Origin of the sequence: Paenibacillus sp. FSL L8-0158 (assembly GCF_038592965.1) — a bacterium.
In the GTDB taxonomy this organism is placed as follows: Bacteria; Bacillota; Bacilli; order Paenibacillales; family Paenibacillaceae; genus Paenibacillus; species Paenibacillus polymyxa_D.
This window is the reverse complement of the sequence record NZ_CP151949.1, coordinates 3,710,448-3,726,678: the sequence shown is the minus strand read 5'-3', so window position 1 is coordinate 3,726,678 and position 16,231 is coordinate 3,710,448. Positions and strand designations below refer to the sequence as shown.

Here is a 16,231-nt window from a genome sequence, read left to right as displayed (position 1 = left end):
ACGAAAATGGGTTTGCAAAAACGGGTCTGTCACATCACTGGCAGACCCGTTTCGTGTACGTGCACTAACACGTGAAACGAAAGAAGGATACCAGGGACTTATATCCTATCTTGTTCTGACCGATATACATGTAACAGGGAAATTAGGTTGGTTACACAGCAGGAGGAGATTTGATGTTGGTGCATGGTAAAACACGTAGGGGCAACTTGTACATCCATATGTCCAGCGGTTTTCACAAAATTGGAGATTATCGGGAAGAATACTCTGTAGCACCGGGTGATCGGCTGATGTCTAGACTGTCCAAGCGGATTTACACCATTGTATCCGTACATCTTGGAGAAGAGGCATATGCCGATATTGATCTAGAAGAGGTTATCAGGAATAGTTAGAGAATTTTATTTGGATTTTGGTATAAAAAAGCTTTCACTTTGCTCCTAGAGCGAAGTGAAAGCTTTTTTTCAGTCCAGAGATTCATGAAGAAGGTCTCGTGTAATGATATTATTTTGGTTCATAAAATGTCTGATTGCTGCTTGTGAATTGGTTGCCGACAGTTCCTTACCCCATGTCATGGCATAGGCCCAGGCTGGCTGGTTTTGCAGCACCTTCGCACTCGGCAGAATATTACTTTCTCCGATTCCCATAGGCTTGCCCTGCGCAAGCTTTAGTAATTCGGTGTAGTAAGAGGATTTGTAATCATTGTTATAGATATCAGCTGCTAGAATATCTACCCGGTTAATACCTGGGAAGGAAAGATCATAAGGAGTGCTATATGCGTTTGGGGCATTGGGACTCCACACCCACAACAGGTTATCCAGATGATGAACATGAGTGAATCGATCATACATTAAATTCCATAACTTAGCGTAATTTTGCTTGTCTCCCCACCAAAACCAGTTGCCGTTCATTTCATGATAGGGCCTCCATAAAACAGGTACATCCGCGTCTCGTAAGGTCTTAAGGGACAGAGCCACCTCATCCAGATCGGCGATCAGTTGTTTATATTGCGGGGTACCTGGCGTGATGTAACGATTAAATTCAGCTTGAGTAATTTTTGCTTGTACGTTTTTCCACGTTTTGGGTTTGCCCGGTAGCGCCTGATGGAAGGTAACAGCTACGATTCCGCCGCCCCGACTCCACTGGATAGCACTATTCACAACATGCTGACGTTGCTCTCGTAGGGCCGTAAGGGACTGATTAGCCAATCCTCCAAACTCATAGCCGTGAAGTCCTGCGTATTGTCCGCTGATTTGTTGAAGCTTGTTATTTTGTTCATCCGGTGCCTCTAAGTAATCATGCTGCCCGGAAATTAGCATACCATCCGGTACATTAGATAGGTAGGCAAGTAATTGCTTGGCTTTGGCAGAGGCCTGAACATTAATTGGCGGGGCGGCATCGGCAACAATGAACGATTGCTGAGAGCCGCTGAAGAGTAAAACAAGCATTAGCAGTAGCACCCTCTGTAACCAAAAGCGTGTTGAGTGAGATTTCATGGCGCTCCTCCTTTGATGCATGGTAATGGGATTAGTATTTTTCTTTTTGCTTTCTAAGCTGTATATAGGCACTAATAATAATCACCAGCAGACTAATCATGGCCCATCCATTGAATTCCTGTGAGTGTATCCAGTTGTCCCATACAAGGAAGCCTAAAATTACAACGAGCAAACCCATTGTAAGATACATTTTGGTTTGTGCTGGACGTTGAGTGCGTTTCGAAATCCAATGTATGATGCCGAAAACGATGGCTGCCTGAAATAAAAATATACCCATTATCATTAAACTTGCTATAAAGATTGGGGACATCGGTATCCTCCTCCTGGGTTTACAAACAGAATATGCAGGTTGTAACCGGAATGTGGATTCTTGGATGTGAATTTAATTGCAAGTTGAGTAAACAATTGAGCGCTGGTTACGATCTTGAACAAGTTGACTAAATTATACCATAACTACCGTCCTGCAATGAAAGACGTCTAAATACCCACTCTACCTTGATTCGACATCATACTTTATATTCAGCGAAATATTGACATAAGGGGATACACTTCACATATATGAAGATGCAATCAGAAATATGTGGTAAGTATATACATAAAAGCAACGCGAAATCGACGGAAAAGTTTGGTATGATTAAAGTGGATTGAAAAGGAGGTGCTCTTATGAATGAAGAAAACAGACCATTCTTTAGATCGGCAGATGCTGAAGGAGCCAAAGCGAACTTTGATGCCAATCAGCGGAAGCTTCACTCCGAGGGAGTGCCTAGCTTATGGCGTCAGGTCAGCAACCTGCTGATTCTGGTTGGTGTGATTGCATTGATTATCATTTTAGGTCGAGTGCTCTAATGAGATATCCAAAAAAATCAAAAAGAATTTGAAGAATTAGGGATGTGAAATGGTGCTAAAGGCAGCTTTACTTTTTATATTGGCTGGCATCGCTGAAATTGGAGGAGGATATTTGATTTGGCAGTGGCTGCGGGAAGGGAAGACATGGTATGTCGGACTTTGCGGCGGAGTCATTTTAGCTGTGTATGGAATTATTGCTACCTTTCAGGTATTTTCCTCCTTTGGGCGTGTATATGCAGCATACGGTGGTGTCTTTATTGTTCTTTCCATTGCATGGGGCTGGTGGATTGATAAAAAGACACCCGACTTGTACGATTTCATTGGTGGATTGATTTGTTTGGTCGGTATAGCTGTAATTCTGTTTCCACGATCAGGATGATAGGACGAAAAACCCTTTTTTATTTTTAAAAACATGACTATAGGTCTACAAAAACAAGCTTCATATTCCGAAATAGAACTTAAGGAGGGGGTTCTATGAACTGGAATCAAATGAAGCTTAGATTGAAATTTGGCAGTACCATGCCAAAAAATGAAGGTAATTTCTCTTTTGGTATCATGTGTGGACTTTTAATCAGCATCGTGCTGTGGATCTCGATCATTGGCTGGATCATGCTGATCTTTAAGTGATTTTACGAAATCACTGTACATATCAAAACAAATGCATTAAGGGCTACTTTAAACCTATGTCCTATTACCCATGCTTTATTTTGTGAAATCGTTACGTAACTTGTCTATCCCGCGACCTATGGCTTGATCAATCATATCGGTAGCAGCAGGTGTATCTGCATCGGCGTCAGGAATGCGATTAAATCCTGGCTCGCGCTTCTCCAGGGATTGTTTATGTTCGATTTGATCGTCAGTACGATTCTTTTCAGAGTTATTATCTCTCATAGCACATCACAGCTCCTTTTATTAGGTACATTCAGCTTCTATACTTTACATAAACGTTTGTACTCCAGACTAAACGTTGATAAAAATAAAACCGGGGGGGAGTAAATCCCGCCCGGTACTTCCCAAACAACTAGCGATGCTCAATCAGATCAATCGCTCCCAGAACAACATGAGCCAGTCCGAAACCGAGAATGCCTGTAGCTGCAAGTTTGTACTTACTGCTCAGCAACACAGCGCCTGAAGCCGATACTACCGTTCCAAGAACCGCTGGAATCATACCTTCACGCATTCGTAACACCCCTTCTGGTAGTTTGGAAAGACATTTATTAGTGTAATTCAAATGTGCATAAGTTATACAAAAGAAAATTTTATTATTTTTTAAAAAAAACACTTTACAATCCGAAAAAATTATCGTATTATATGTTGGTGCCCAATTGAACGACATTTACATAACGAGAACACTTCTTAATCAGATGTGTGTTTCTCGGATACTTGTAAGACAAGTAAGTGTAAAGACTAGCGTTCCTAAGATTATGCCGGGGTGGCGGAATTGGCAGACGCACAGGACTTAAAATCCTGCGGTAGGTGACTACCGTACCGGTTCGATCCCGGTCCTCGGCACTATTGTTTTTCTATTGAATCCCTTGATTATCAAGGGATTTTTTATTTTTTAGTGATTGAAATCATGACTTCCATATCACAGGGAGCGAGCGCCTTTTTCGCTCCTGAGGACGGGTTGGGGACGAACTTTTGGATCGAAGACATCGAGATGTGCTGTTGCTTTACGACTAAGCTTCTTGGTGACGTGAGCATAGGTATTTGAAGTCACTTGAGATGTGGAATGTCGCAATCGATGTTGAATCTCCTTGATAGATGCTCCCTGCCCAAGCAAATACGTTGCATTAGTATGGCGGAGACCATGAAGTGATACATTACGGAAGCCGTGCCGCTCACACCAGTTTTTCCACTGCTGAGACGGCGTTGTATGGTAATAGGGTTGCCCTGTACCTGAGTGAAAAACAAAGTTGTGATCCCCGCCTTTCCATGTCCCATTTGCCTTTGCCTCAAACCTTAGTTTACGCATGCCTTTAACATGGACGGCCAGTTCCTCCATATACCAATGCGGCATATCTACATAATCGTTAGATGCTTCATTCTTGGTATCTGTAATGTCCGCCTGGCCATTTTCGGTGCTGTCAACCGAACACTGGATTTTGTCACCATCGACTATGGACGGGGACGAAACAAGGAAGGTGAAATTGGACTCAGGATGCCAGAAGTAAATTAGACCGTAAGGGCTTAAGCCTTTGCGGTCTTTATTGTAGGTTTCTAAAGTTCTAGACTGAAAAATAAAGTAATAGTCTGAATGAGAAATTATCTAAGATCAATACATTGGTCTCTGAAAGTCATTGGTGAAATGAACGACTATCAATTTAAATTGGTCAAGATAGATGGGGATTTTGTATGGCACGATCATCAAGGTACCGACGAGGTGTTTATTGTGCTCGAAGGGGAGATGTTCATTGATTTCCGCGATGGCCAAGTAAAGATTTCCCAAGGAGAGATGTTATTGTACCAAGGGTGTCGAACACAAAACTTTCGCTAACCAGAGTGTCATATCATGTTGGTAGAGCCCAGGTGCGTAGTAAACACTGGCGAGACTGAGTCAGAATTAACAGCAGTCAATGATATTTGGATCTAATGCGTTTAGCTTCAGTTCGATTACATCGTTAAAGTAACGGGACACGATAGTTCAACTTCACTTGCTGCTATGACGAGAACCGGATTCCCCTGTAAGGGTCCGGTTTTTTCTGCAACCCATTGCTTAGCGTACGATTTTTTCCGTTTCGTGAGGTGACCCCTATATCGTGAGTACCATGGGGAAATTCTCCAGCTACACGATATTCTTCATTCGCGCCATTTCTATTGCTTCTTCGCGGTTGTTGATGCCGAGTTTCGAGTAGAGAATCGAGCAGTAATTGCGGATCGTTCTCTCCGATAAAAATAGCTTGGCGGCAATCGATTTGTAGCGCAGTCCGCTCGACAGATGCTCCAGAATCTCCATCTTGCGTTTCGTAAGCCCGTATGGGTAGTTTCCCTGACTTGAACCGATTTTCTCCAACTGCTCACGTTGACGCTTCATCTCTTCGAAAACTCGCGTAGCGACCGATTGGCCGATCCAGGTTGCTCCATTATAAATAAGTTTCAAGGCTTCCTTCATCTCAATTTCCGAATGATTCAGACCTATCATGCAATATAACTTCCCGATCCGCCGAGCGAAAGAGGGTGGGGTAACAGCGGTTAGAACGTAGCTTAGCAAGCACGTCATAAAAGACAGTTGACAGTTTGTCATGCGGTATATGTGACAGGTCCAAGTATGATGTCATCAAAAGCTTGGCGGTTTTATCACTGTTCGATTTAACAATATCGGAGGTAAGGTGAGGGGGTAAAGCAGAACAACATTCAAAAATAATAGGAGCGATTGCGTTATGAAATCATTCACCATTCGAAAAGGAGTTGCACTTACTATAATAGCTATATTGGAGACGGATTCCTAACGCTGCTCTTTAACGATTCGCTACTTCAGGGATTTGGACTCACGTTCTTATTCAGCTGTATATTTCTGACAGGTGGTTGGTTGTTTACCAGGAGACGGACGATCTAAATACGCCCTTGAGGCAGGAGACGAATCAAAGTTATTTGACTTGTAATCCAATCAAAAAAATGCGGGAGCGGTGACCTTAGGAGGAACCATGGATAATCAGAGAAAATTAAGAAGAGAAATCGCCCCTTCGGCACGCGCTGCACACTGCTTTAATTGAAGGTTCCCGATCAGCATCGTACCGATGTGATTCGGATCATCCGGACTTTTTAGAAGGAGAAGCCATCCTATCGGTATTACCTGTTGGATTGTTAGGAGTGCAAATGAATCTTAACTAGCATGTAACGAAATTATTTTTGGTCGCACTTATATATCAAATTAAACTTGAGCGATCAGCGATGTGCATCAAATTGAGTGAAGGCCCCGTCTCAAGACGGGCCACCAACCAGTACCTCAGCCCGTATGCTCTTTTGGTTAAATCCTCTATCATAAAGTTAACAGAAATAAGGAATTCACATAGAAATATTATTTCAGTTTGACAATTTCAATAAAATTCGTCGATTAAAATAAGAATGAGGGATGGTTGGATCAATGTTGCTTCGTTTACGCAAATCTTCAATGCAGGCGGCCTGGATGGTGTGGGAAAGAGGGTTCGATTGGATTTCACGCTTTCGCGGCTCGCATACATCGCACTTTGGAATTTGCAAAGTCATGATTAAGAAACACCGAGGGGAGAGTATCGTCTGTGCGGACTCCACCATCATCGATAAAGGCGATCTGGTCGGGGAACTCCATCTCAATAATGAAACGATTCTGACGCTGATCAAATCCGAAGACTCAGACCGCGCGGCGCTCATGACGGCCCGGCTTACACGGAAATCCATGCAGCAGATCAGCGAGGCATTCGCAAGTCAGCCGGAGTTCAGAGAGGTGAAGGCGTTAGTCGGCATTACGCTGCTTCATCGTGGTTTGATACATGGTCTTGGTTTCGAACAACAACCGATGAAGTCCGATCTGTTCCAACGCATTACAACGGCATATCTACGATTATTGTTATCCGTTATGCACCCTGAAGGCAAGAAGCGGATTGGCCGCAAGACCGAAAAATTGATACCGATGATGCTGATTCACTCCCGCAGCTCGCTGAGGAACCGATTTATGACGGTGAAGAGGCAGTCCGTTTCAAAGGAGAGTTATGTCTACCCAAATCAAGCTCCAATTAATTAAAACAAAAGAAACTAAGAGCGTGGTGAGTAAGTTCCTGGAGGGCGGTATGGAGTTGGAACACAGCGAGTGGAAACCCATACCGCCCGGAGGCAACCTATTTTTCGTCATGCTCTGTAACAAAGGCGGGATAGGCATTCATGGATAAAATTATGGAATTTTTACAGAACTTCGGAGCGACGGGACTTTTCATTCACGCTATGCTTGATGCGATTATTTTCCCCATCCCGGCGTTCTTCCTGCAGCTTTCTTTAAGCGCGGTGCAACCGGAGTCGGCTTTATGGCTCGCTACGGTTGGCTTTGCAGGAAGTCTGCTTGGAACACCGATCGGTTATGGGATCGGCAAGGTGTCGGGAAAGCATGTTATGGGCGGTGTAATGAAGAAAAAATGGCTGGATTCGGCAAGCGACTTATTTGCCCGCCGCGGCGAGGCCGCAATCCTGATCGGATCGTTCACTCCGATCCCGTTTAAAATATTTACGATTTTATCCGGATACATGAATTATCCGTTATGGAAGCTGCTCAGCTATGCGGCCATTGGCCGGGCGGTGAAGTTTTATGTAGTCGGTTTTCTCTTCTATATATATGGACGCGCGGCAGAGAATATGGTGAACCAAGTTCTCACGATTACGCTGGTGGGAGTTGGTGTAGCGATTGCGGCAATATGGTTCTTGATACGGAAGCTGTGCGAGCGGAGGAAGATAAGGGATGAACATCAACCGATCGAAAAAACAGGGAATGGAGGCGGAAAACAGGATGCAGTGGATAAGACAAATTGATCAAACGATGTTCTTCTGGTGCAACCAGCGGCTGAGCAGTCGGGCAATGGACCGATTGTTCGGATGGATTACCCATTTGGGCGGAGCTTTGTTTACCATCATTTGCGCAGTGTCCTTGGCATGGTTCGCCGAGGGGGAGTTCAGCAGAATCGGGCTGCAAAGCTTGATCGCACTGGCCGTTAGCCATATCATTGCTGTCCTGATCAAGAGAAAGGTGCGCAGAGACCGGCCTTTCCGCAAGCTGGAGCAGGTGAAGGTAGGCAAATTCCCGTTGAAGGATTATTCCTTCCCATCCGGCCATACTACCGCTATTTTCGCCCTGGTTACACCTTTTATGTTGGCCTCATCGCCGGCAATTATGCTTGTCTTGATTGGTCTGGCCTTGTTGGTGGCCATATCCCGGGTTTATTGGGGCTATCACTATCCGATCGATTGTGTGGCTGGTGGGATGGTCGGATTCCTAACGGCGGTGCTGGTTGTTTTGTTCATGCATAGTTAAATTTCACGAGGGAGGCGATTGTTGATGAATAGCATGAAACGGGAAAAGCTGCTGATTCTGTCCGGCGCGCTCGGGGATGGACATATGCAGGCGGCCAAGGCGATTTTAGAGGCATCGGTGCTGTACAAACAGGGAGTAGAGGTGGTCGACTTCATGCAATGGATCCATCCCCGCATGCATGTGGTTGAACGGTATTGCTTCCTGCAATGGGTGAAGCATTTTCCTTCCTCATACGGATATATGTATCAGAAGACCCGGACGGACAGTACACTTACTTTCTTCCTGAAGCATTTTCTCACGACCAGCCTGCAGCGGCTGCTCAAACTTCTGAATGAGGAACAGCCGACGTTGATTGTCAGCACGTTCCCGCTGGCATCAGCCGCCATTTCCTTGCTTAAGGAAAAAGGGATGACGGATCTGCCTGCGGCAACGGTTATTACCGACCATTCCGATCACAGCTATTGGATACATCCGTCTACGGATCTGTATCTGGTTGGCTCCGAAGGCGTGCGTGCAGCTCTGCAGAGAAAAGGTGTTGCTGACCACAAAATCGCTGTAACGGGCATCCCTGTTCGCCCATCCTACAGTCAGCATGACAGTAAAGACCGGCTGCGCGAGAAGCTGGCCTTGGCTCTTGACGCCTTTGTCGTGCTGGTGATGGGCGGCGGCTGCGGGATTATCGATAAATCCTTCATCGAGCAAATGCAATCTGACTCTTTTCCCCCTAACGTACAATTTGTCATCGTATGCGGACGCAATGTGAAGCTGCTGTACCGCCTGCGTGAAGCGTTGGGGGACAGGGATAACGTCATACTGACAGGCTTCCTGGAGGGAATCCATGAATGGATGGCGTCCGCAGACGTATTGATTACCAAGCCGGGCGGACTGACGACCTCCGAAGCGCTGGCGCTTCAGCTCCCCATGCTGCTGCTGGAGCCACGGTTGGGGCAGGAAAAGGATAATGCCGATTATTTGATTCAAGCGGGAGTAGCGTATCTATGTCAGATTGACAATTTGCAGGATCAGCTTCAGCGGCTGGTTCAACAGCCTTCCCTATTGGAAAAAATGAGGGAGAAGACAGGGTTGTGCAGACAGCAGGATTCCGCCAGACATGCGGTCATGCAAATTCTGAGCATGCAGAGCGATACACAGGAAGAAAAATGGGTTAGCTCCTTGCAGCAGTATGCTTAAGCTTAATTTTCACTAAGGGGGATAAAGACGTTGCTTGTTAAATATTTGTTGATTGGGCTCATAGGCTTCATCAGTCTGTATATGCTAATTCCCAGTTTTCTGCCGCGAATGATCAGGTTTGGAGCCTTTCGTAAGGGAACGACCAAGAACCAGGTAGCGTTCACGTTCGACGATGGGCCGCATCCGAGGTATACACCGGAATTATTGGATTTATTGCAAGATTATCAAGTGAAGGCCACATTCTTCGTGCTTGGCTCACAAGCGGAACTTCACCCGGATCTGATTAGAAGAATGGATCGTGAAGGTCATCAGATTGGAATCCACAATTACAATCACATCTCCAATTGGTTGATGCTTCCCTGGACGGTGCGGCGTGATCATATGAAACGGACCGCAGATATTATTGAATCCATAATTGGAAAAAGGCCGGATCACTATCGCCCGCCGTGGGGACTTATGAACGCTTTCGATTTTTTTCATCCCAAATCGTACCGCATCGTACTCTGGTCCTTGAAGGCGGGGGACTGGCGCAGCAGAAGCTGCCGCAAGAAGCTGAAGGCAACGCTGCTGAACGGAATTACGGACGGATCTGTTATTTTGCTGCATGACAGCGGAGATTCGCCGGGAGCGGACCGTCACGCGCCATATTTTATGCTTCGGGCTCTGGAGGAAGTACTGCATCAATTACAGGGACGCAACTTGCAATTCGTTCGTCTGGATGAAATGGCTTGACAAAGGAAATGAGGTGACAATAGTGAAACAGGAACCGCAAATTTTAATTTTAACGGCCGATTACGGAGAAGGTCATCATCAGGTGTCCAAGGTGTTGCAGCAAAGCTTGATCCGCAATGGTTATAGCCAGGTGGCGGTTGTCGACTTGTTCCGGGAAGCTTATCCTGTGCTGAACAAAATAATCCGCTATCTGTACCGGCAAAGCCTGTATGCAGCCAGCCTGGGCATTCCCTATTACGGATGGACCTACCATCTGACCAACCAGCTTCCCATGAAGGGAAAGATCGCAGCCTGGATGAACAGTCTTGGCGGCGACAGGCTCAAGAAAATCATCCTCCAGTACCAGCCGGAAGTCATCATTTATACATTCCCGTTCGGCAGCTTGCCAAGCAGCGAGGCATTATCTGCGATCCGTCCCCGGACTGCTGTTGTCATAACGGACTTTGACGTTCACCGAAGATGGCTGTTCGCCAAGCCGGATCATTATTTTGTCCCTGCCAGCGACGTGAAAGAGGCCATGGTCAGGCAGGGCGTCCCCGACAGTCGTATTACCGTGACCGGAATTCCGGTCAGGGAGTCATTTCATGATGCGGCAATGAGTGGTCCCGGCTCCGTTAAAGAAGCAGATGAGCATGTGATTCTGATTATGGCTAACGTCTGCGGCACATTGCATTCGCTATCGAGGCTCATCGGGAAGCTGCTGCTCTTGTCAGGCGTCCGCATTCAAGTGATTTGCGGCCGGCAGGAAGGATGGAGACGGAGGCTTGCGGAGAGCTGGGCGGATGATGCAAGAGTGGATGTATTCGGCTTCACCGATCAATTGCATGTTCTGATGAGCAGCGCCTGCTGCGTAGTCACGAAAGCGGGAGGCGTTACACTATCCGAGACGATTCAGGCCGGGGTTCCGATTTTCATCCTAAATCCGTTTCTGGGGCAGGAGAAGGAAAATGCCCTGTATTTGCAGCGCAAAGGAGCGGCAGTCGTGGCCTTCACGATTCATGATCTGGTGTTGCAGATACAAGCGATGATCTCCTCTGAGCAGATCAAGCAGTCGATGATGAACGGGTTGCTCGCAGCAAGGCAGAAAGCGGCTGCGGACCATATTGTCCGGCATTTGTTTCCTGAGGCAAGTCCCTTAAGAAGGAGTGGAATATGATGAGCGGGAGGAGCGCGTTCAAGCTTTCTACTCTGACGCTGTTCACGGTGCTTTTTTGCACAGAGTTTGTCCGAAGCGCTTTCTTGTTCTCGTTCCTGCCGAACTTTGCCGTCAACGAGTCGGGGCAAACCGTTGCTTTGGTCGGTCTTGCCGTCTCGCTTCATTATACAGCCGATACGCTGATTAAATGTGTGGCTGGATATTTGCTGGACAGGTTTTCGCTGCGCTGGCTGCTGCCCGCCACTTTCGTCCTGATGCTGTCCGGACTAGCCGCCGTGTTCTTTAGTCCGTATGCCTGGGGGCTGGTTGCCGGTTCCGTGATGCTTGGGATGGGGGCGTCGCCTATATGGCTCATTTGTCTGGAGAAAGTCCGGCTGACGGAGCGGGCAGCCCAGATGGGGGCGATATACACCGTGTGGCTGGCCTGCATCGGTCTGGGGCCGGTCACAATCAATCTCACCTTCGATTATGGCTTCGAACCTGCCTTCCGGCTGATGGTTGCGCTGCTCGCCGTCGGCTGCATCGCATCGTTCGGGATTAACAGAACAACCCCCTTGCATCTCCAGAACGTCAGCTTTTCCGAACAAGCGGCAGGACTGCGAAGAAGGCTCGTTCAGCTGAAATGGCTGCTGCCAGGCATGGTCCTGCAGATGACCGCTGCGGGACTGCTGCTGCCGATACTGCCCGGTTTTGCCGCTGACCATCTCGGTCTGAGCCAGCCGCAATATTCGCTAATGCTCATATTAGGCGGGGCTGGCGCGATGCTGTTTCTTGTCCCGATGGGAAAGCTGGCCGATCGATGGGGGCACAAGCAAATGCTGGTCACCGGTTTCGTATCGCTTACGGCCGTATTGGCTCTGTTAGTCGTATCCATGCCGCCGCCTGCATTAACGATGCTGTTTGCCTTTATGCTGGGATTCTCTTACTCAGCCGTGCTTCCGGCCTGGAATGCGGTGCTGTCGTACCTTGTTCCGGAGGATCAGAAGGGGACCGGGTGGGGAGTACTCTCCGGGATTGAAGGGCTCGGTATTATGATTGGCCCGGTCATCGGGGGATGGATAGCCAGCCAGTATACGAATGCCGCTGCCATTAGCATCAGCGCTGCTTTACTGGCGGTTCTTGCACTTTTTTATTTGATTTTGCCGCAAAACAAGCTGGTCTCGGCTAGCGGGACTTTGCAGCACAAGAGGGAGAATGCTCATGGACCTGATCGAGTTAGTTGAATAATTGTTTCACGAATATGGATACCTGGTCTTGCTCATCGGCTTGCTTGCTGGACTTCATCGAGCTCCCCATTCCACCGAGTACACCTGAAATCCAAGCCATCGAAAATCATCACGATACAAGCCTCAGTTCATCTACCTCAGCACAAGAGGCTGGTGAAGGTGTCGATTTTAATTACGATTCTTTAAAGGATTACATTGCCTATGGTCTAACTTATGATAAGAAAGAGGACAAATTTCTCTTCCATGACAAGCAAGTCAGATTGTTTGTTGATAAGGATATAAAAAATGAAGGTAGATCAAATAATTTTTACTATGATGCTAAAGGTAAATCCAATTTCAAAGTGATTAGAGACGATAACAATAAGATAATCAAAATAACGAAAGTTCATGAAAGTGAGTTACAAGCCTTAAATAAAACATTTGGATTTATAATAACTGATGGAAATTTACGGTTTGAATAATTAGAGTCATTATATAAGCTACTGAAAAAGCTTTAAATCGTAAAAGGTGAAAGAAAACCAGTGAAATGATGGTTTTCTTTCACCTTTTTTAATAGACGGATTGTCAAGACAAGTACAGTTCCTCCTGAAACGATTCGTGAGAGGACTTCCATCTTAAGTTTTTCGGGGGCGGTTGTTAATCAGGGCGAGAGCCTGTTCCAGATCAGCATCTTTCACCTGAGCGAAGTTATGACCCTTTGAGATGAATTCACGCTCAAGACTTGGCATTCTCGTTGCCAGGATGAGTACGGGTCGGCGAAATAGACACCCACTCCCTACGGTCGTTCCAACTCTCTGTGACAGGCGAATTCTTTCCCTCGCCCACGGTCGCGCTCCGAATCGCAGACATCGGATACTGAGCCGCCAGTAAGCCAAACGCGATCTTCATCGATAATGCCGTGCGATCGTCATTTAATCACTTGGTAAAAACGTGTTTTTGCCTCCACGTTTTGTCGACGCAAGCTTACTCTTTCCTCGGCTGAAAACGACCGTATCCGGCTCCCAGTGACTGAAGGTTTTCCGACTGTGGCCAACTTGGTTTGAAAACTCTTGAATCGATATCCCTCCGGCTTCACCCCTTCAGGGTCTAAGGAGTCTTTCCAAACTCGTTTCAAGATCGCATAAAGTTTCTGGTTCACCTCGCCCAGACAGGTCCGGCGAACATGACCTGTATTTAGTCTAATGTGGTTAAGAATGGGCAGCATTCCTATTATGTCGAAATAAGAGGTTTCAGAATGAAAAAGACTCCTTGGTATGATGTAAATGGGTCCACGATGCTGGCCAGCGACTGGATCCAAAAACAAACCAAGGAGACTACAAGATGAATTCTACTCAAAATGAACGTATTAATCAAATCACTTCTTCTACCTTAATTATCGGTGTAGACATCGCTAAATTCAAACATGTCGCCCGGGCACAAGACTACCGCGGAGTCGAGTTCGGGAAGGCCATTACGTTTGAAAACGACCGTGAAGGCTTTGAATTGTTCGTTAGCTGGTTCAGAAAGATTGCGACGGAGCAAGGGTTCTAGGACATCATCGTTGGCATGGAACCGACCGACCACTACTGGTTGAACCTGGCCTATTTTTTGAAAGAACAGCACGTGACCCCTATATCGTGAGTACCATCGGGAAATTCTCCAGCTACACGATATTCTTCATTCGCGCCATTTCTAATGCTTCTTCACGGTTGTTGACGCCGAGTTTCGAGTAGAGAATCGAGCAGTAATTGCGGATCGTTCCCTCCGATAAAAATAGCTTGGCGGCAATCGATTTGTAGCGCAGACCGCTCGACAGATGCTCTAGAATCTCCATCTCGCGTTTCGTAAGCCCGTACGGGTAGTTTCCCTGACTTGAACCGATTTTCTCCAACTGCTCACGTTGACGCTTCATCTCTTCGAAAACTCGCGTAGCGACCGATTGGTCGATCCAGGTTCCTCCATTATAAATAAGTTTTAAGGCTTCCTTCATCTCCCGCGGATGAATCGACTTCAGCATGTAGCCTTCTGCCCCGCGCTCCAATGCAGTTGCTGCCTGCAAGGAATCCTTAAACGTTGTCATGAATACAACCTTCATATCAGGCCATCGTTGTTTCATCTCAACTAAAGCTTCAATCCCGCCCATTCCCTGCATATGAATATCCATTAGCACGATATCTGGTTGGGAGCGATCACAATGTTCTAATGCTTCGCGCCCGTCCCTGGCTGTACCAACGACGTTAAAATCAGCATGCTGATCCAAAACTTGCTTCAAGCTGTCGGTAATGATCACCTGGTCATCAACGATCAGCAGGCGGATTGCACCATGTACAGGCTCTGTTTGCAACGGAATATCACATATGACGAAAGTACCTTGTCCTGACTCGGAATGCACGGACACCGTGCCGTGAAATAGTTCAAGTCGTTCCTTCATTCCATTGAGCCCAGATCCAAATTGGATTTGTTCCATTCCGATGCCGTTATCTTCGATCTGTAATCGAAGCTGCTGACTATTGAAATGTAACTGAACGGATATCATGCTCGCCTTGCCGTGCCGAACCACGTTGGTTAGAGACTCTTGAAGGCAACGATATAAACAATTGTTTATTTTTTGCATAACAAGAGTCTCACTGCCGATCACACGGAATTTGACCGTTATACCTGTTGACTTCATAAAATCTTCAGTTAATTGCCGCAGCGATTCACTTAACGAATGGTTCAACGGAGTATGAGAGAGCTGATGCAGATGCTTTCGGATATCAACCAGACTGTGTTGGGCGATTCCGACAAGCGAATTGATCCTCTCTATTTGCGCATCTGGTACGGACGATCGCAGTGATTCGACGCCGACGATGAGCGAGGTAAGCGTATGGCCAATCGTGTCATTCAGCTCATGTGACAGCCGGCTGCGCTCCTCCATCAGCGTAAGTTCCTCAATCCGCTTAATATGCTGCTCCAGCAACAGCTTTTGCTCTTGAATAATTCGGGCTTGCTTATGGGACTGAATTAAAATATTAAACGCGAAGCCGATGGCAAAACCAAGGCTGCAGCTAACGATAAACTCATACGGGAGACGATCAGCAATCCAACCGTTCAATACCGGGAATACGATTCCGCTAAGGATACCTGTCCACACATAGGTTCTTCGACTGCTCATCAAGCCGATAGTTATCACGAGTAAAACAAAAGACCAGAGCAATCCCGGGGCTGCGTAGGCTAAATAAAGATAAAAAAAGCCCGTTACCGTGACTTCGATTGTGAGATACCAGTCTTCTTTCCTATAGAGGATGATTAATGGAACGAGATAAACGACGAAAGCAAGAGAAAGTACAGCCCAAAGCGACACAACGGTCAATGACGGATCGACAAAACCAGCGCTTGCGATAATGATCAGCCAAAGCGTTCGTATGGCCACAAGTATCCAATCATACCAGACCCTTTTTTTCATTATCGAGAACACGAATTACGCACACCTTCTTATATTTTTTTGCAACCAATTTCCGAATGATTCAGACCTATCATGCAATATAACTTCCCGATCCGTCAAGCGAAACAGGGTGGGGTAACAGCGGCGGTTAGAACGTAGCTTAGCAAGCACGTCATAAAAGACAGTTGACAG

18 protein-coding genes, 1 tRNA gene and 3 pseudogenes are annotated in these 16,231 nt (G+C 46.6%); 15 read left to right on the top strand and 7 right to left on the bottom strand.

Annotated features, from left to right (window positions below; translation table 11 throughout):
- Positions 1–173: 173 nt before the first annotated feature.
- Positions 174–389 (top strand): hypothetical protein, encoded by a 216-nt coding sequence (locus NSQ68_RS16380; RefSeq protein WP_013311038.1) that lies wholly within the window; start codon positions 174–176, stop codon positions 387–389.
- Between the two features lie 69 nt (positions 390–458).
- Here NSQ68_RS16380 and NSQ68_RS16375 read toward each other — a convergent pair whose 3' ends face one another.
- Together NSQ68_RS16375 and NSQ68_RS16370 are read right to left on the bottom strand one after the other, a co-directional pair.
- Entirely contained in the window at positions 459–1,490 is a 1,032-nt protein-coding gene (locus NSQ68_RS16375; RefSeq protein ID WP_029517710.1) for a glycosyl hydrolase, read from the bottom strand.
- A gap of 31 nt (positions 1,491–1,521) precedes the next feature.
- Positions 1,522–1,800 (bottom strand): hypothetical protein, encoded by a 279-nt coding sequence (locus NSQ68_RS16370; protein ID WP_307346749.1) that lies wholly within the window; start codon positions 1,798–1,800, stop codon positions 1,522–1,524.
- 353 nt (positions 1,801–2,153) lie between these two features.
- Here NSQ68_RS16370 and NSQ68_RS16365 point away from each other — a divergent pair, with 353 nt between their 5' ends.
- From NSQ68_RS16365 to NSQ68_RS16355, 3 genes are all read left to right on the top strand, one after another.
- Positions 2,154–2,336, top strand: coding sequence for a hypothetical protein (locus NSQ68_RS16365; protein WP_307346747.1), 183 nt, complete (start codon positions 2,154–2,156; stop codon positions 2,334–2,336).
- A 52-nt stretch (positions 2,337–2,388) separates the two neighbouring features.
- Positions 2,389–2,715 (top strand): YnfA family protein, encoded by a 327-nt coding sequence (locus tag NSQ68_RS16360; protein WP_023989398.1) that lies wholly within the window; start codon positions 2,389–2,391, stop codon positions 2,713–2,715.
- Positions 2,716–2,810: 95 nt separating this feature from the next.
- Positions 2,811–2,963, top strand: a complete 153-nt coding sequence (locus NSQ68_RS16355; protein ID WP_165149143.1) for a hypothetical protein — start codon at positions 2,811–2,813, stop codon at positions 2,961–2,963.
- A 75-nt stretch (positions 2,964–3,038) separates the two neighbouring features.
- On the opposite strand, the gene NSQ68_RS16350 is transcribed toward NSQ68_RS16355, so the two are convergent.
- Positions 3,039–3,227 (bottom strand): hypothetical protein, encoded by a 189-nt coding sequence (locus tag NSQ68_RS16350; RefSeq protein WP_342426544.1) that lies wholly within the window; start codon positions 3,225–3,227, stop codon positions 3,039–3,041.
- Between the two features lie 130 nt (positions 3,228–3,357).
- The gene (locus NSQ68_RS16345; RefSeq protein ID WP_013311032.1) at positions 3,358–3,516 is read right to left on the bottom strand and encodes a hypothetical protein; all 159 of its coding nucleotides are present in this window, start codon (positions 3,514–3,516) and stop codon (positions 3,358–3,360) included.
- 246 nt (positions 3,517–3,762) lie between these two features.
- Here NSQ68_RS16345 and NSQ68_RS16340 point away from each other — a divergent pair.
- Positions 3,763–3,848: transfer RNA gene (locus tag NSQ68_RS16340), tRNA-Leu, on the top strand.
- A 741-nt stretch (positions 3,849–4,589) separates the two neighbouring features.
- Positions 4,590–4,929 (top strand): annotated as a pseudogene (locus NSQ68_RS16335) (cupin domain-containing protein).
- 192 nt (positions 4,930–5,121) lie between these two features.
- Here the strand turns inward: NSQ68_RS16335 and NSQ68_RS16330 are convergent.
- Positions 5,122–5,451 (bottom strand): annotated as a pseudogene (locus NSQ68_RS16330) (LuxR C-terminal-related transcriptional regulator); the annotation flags it as partial.
- Between the two features lie 969 nt (positions 5,452–6,420).
- Between NSQ68_RS16330 and NSQ68_RS16325 the strand changes: the two are divergent.
- The 8 genes from NSQ68_RS16325 (at position 6,421) to NSQ68_RS16290 (ending at position 13,097) form a co-directional block, all read left to right on the top strand.
- Positions 6,421–7,056, top strand: a complete 636-nt coding sequence (locus tag NSQ68_RS16325) for a polysaccharide deacetylase (protein ID WP_307346729.1) — start codon at positions 6,421–6,423, stop codon at positions 7,054–7,056.
- A gap of 149 nt (positions 7,057–7,205) precedes the next feature.
- Complete coding sequence (locus NSQ68_RS16320; protein WP_307347937.1) at positions 7,206–7,832, top strand: VTT domain-containing protein; 627 nt, start codon at positions 7,206–7,208, stop codon at positions 7,830–7,832.
- Complete coding sequence (locus NSQ68_RS16315; protein ID WP_342426543.1) at positions 7,810–8,331, top strand: phosphatase PAP2 family protein; 522 nt, start codon at positions 7,810–7,812, stop codon at positions 8,329–8,331. Before NSQ68_RS16320 ends, NSQ68_RS16315 begins: the two co-directional genes overlap by 23 nt.
- Positions 8,332–8,355: 24 nt before the next feature.
- Complete coding sequence (locus NSQ68_RS16310; protein WP_342426541.1) at positions 8,356–9,522, top strand: glycosyltransferase; 1,167 nt, start codon at positions 8,356–8,358, stop codon at positions 9,520–9,522.
- 30 nt (positions 9,523–9,552) lie between these two features.
- Positions 9,553–10,254, top strand: coding sequence for a polysaccharide deacetylase family protein (locus NSQ68_RS16305; RefSeq protein ID WP_307346722.1), 702 nt, complete (start codon positions 9,553–9,555; stop codon positions 10,252–10,254).
- A 22-nt stretch (positions 10,255–10,276) separates the two neighbouring features.
- A complete protein-coding gene (locus tag NSQ68_RS16300) occupies positions 10,277–11,410 on the top strand; it encodes a glycosyltransferase (RefSeq protein WP_342426540.1) in 1,134 nt (377 codons plus the stop codon).
- Entirely contained in the window at positions 11,407–12,633 is a 1,227-nt protein-coding gene (locus NSQ68_RS16295) for an MFS transporter (RefSeq protein WP_342426539.1), read from the top strand. The genes NSQ68_RS16300 and NSQ68_RS16295 overlap by 4 nt, the downstream gene beginning before the upstream one ends.
- A 17-nt stretch (positions 12,634–12,650) precedes the next feature.
- Positions 12,651–13,097: a hypothetical protein gene (locus NSQ68_RS16290; RefSeq protein ID WP_342426538.1), complete on the top strand. Its 447-nt coding sequence runs from the start codon at positions 12,651–12,653 to the stop codon at positions 13,095–13,097.
- Positions 13,098–13,350: 253 nt separating this feature from the next.
- On the opposite strand, the gene NSQ68_RS16285 is transcribed toward NSQ68_RS16290, so the two are convergent.
- Positions 13,351–13,524 carry a hypothetical protein gene (locus tag NSQ68_RS16285; protein ID WP_307346715.1) on the bottom strand — a complete coding sequence of 58 codons (174 nt, stop codon included), beginning with the start codon at positions 13,522–13,524 and terminating at the stop codon, positions 13,351–13,353.
- 432 nt (positions 13,525–13,956) lie between these two features.
- On the opposite strand from NSQ68_RS16285, the pseudogene NSQ68_RS16280 reads away from it, so the two are divergent.
- Positions 13,957–14,226, top strand: a pseudogene (locus NSQ68_RS16280) (transposase); the annotation flags it as partial.
- A gap of 52 nt (positions 14,227–14,278) precedes the next feature.
- On the opposite strand, the gene NSQ68_RS16275 reads toward NSQ68_RS16280, so the two are convergent.
- Positions 14,279–16,072, bottom strand: coding sequence for a hybrid sensor histidine kinase/response regulator transcription factor (locus tag NSQ68_RS16275; protein ID WP_342426537.1), 1,794 nt, complete (start codon positions 16,070–16,072; stop codon positions 14,279–14,281).
- Positions 16,073–16,231: the final 159 nt, after the last annotated feature.

Bases quoted from the DNA above. Each gene is read 5' to 3' on its own strand.
- NSQ68_RS16320 (WP_307347937.1), top strand. From the start codon at position 7,206: ATGGAATTTTTACAGAACTTCGGAGCGACGGGACTTTTCATTCACGCT.
- NSQ68_RS16345 (WP_013311032.1), bottom strand. From the start codon at position 3,516: ATGCGTGAAGGTATGATTCCAGCGGTTCTTGGAACGGTAGTATCGGCT.
- NSQ68_RS16380 (WP_013311038.1), top strand. From the start codon at position 174: ATGTTGGTGCATGGTAAAACACGTAGGGGCAACTTGTACATCCATATG.
- NSQ68_RS16290 (WP_342426538.1), top strand. From the start codon at position 12,651: ATGGATACCTGGTCTTGCTCATCGGCTTGCTTGCTGGACTTCATCGAG.
- NSQ68_RS16310 (WP_342426541.1), top strand. From the start codon at position 8,356: ATGAATAGCATGAAACGGGAAAAGCTGCTGATTCTGTCCGGCGCGCTC.
- NSQ68_RS16350 (WP_342426544.1), bottom strand. From the start codon at position 3,227: ATGAGAGATAATAACTCTGAAAAGAATCGTACTGACGATCAAATCGAA.
- NSQ68_RS16325 (WP_307346729.1), top strand. From the start codon at position 6,421: ATGTTGCTTCGTTTACGCAAATCTTCAATGCAGGCGGCCTGGATGGTG.
- NSQ68_RS16365 (WP_307346747.1), top strand. From the start codon at position 2,154: ATGAATGAAGAAAACAGACCATTCTTTAGATCGGCAGATGCTGAAGGA.
- NSQ68_RS16285 (WP_307346715.1), bottom strand. From the start codon at position 13,524: ATGAAGATCGCGTTTGGCTTACTGGCGGCTCAGTATCCGATGTCTGCG.
- NSQ68_RS16370 (WP_307346749.1), bottom strand. From the start codon at position 1,800: ATGTCCCCAATCTTTATAGCAAGTTTAATGATAATGGGTATATTTTTA.
- NSQ68_RS16375 (WP_029517710.1), bottom strand. From the start codon at position 1,490: ATGAAATCTCACTCAACACGCTTTTGGTTACAGAGGGTGCTACTGCTA.
- NSQ68_RS16315 (WP_342426543.1), top strand. From the start codon at position 7,810: ATGCAGTGGATAAGACAAATTGATCAAACGATGTTCTTCTGGTGCAAC.
- NSQ68_RS16295 (WP_342426539.1), top strand. From the start codon at position 11,407: ATGATGAGCGGGAGGAGCGCGTTCAAGCTTTCTACTCTGACGCTGTTC.
- NSQ68_RS16355 (WP_165149143.1), top strand. From the start codon at position 2,811: ATGAACTGGAATCAAATGAAGCTTAGATTGAAATTTGGCAGTACCATG.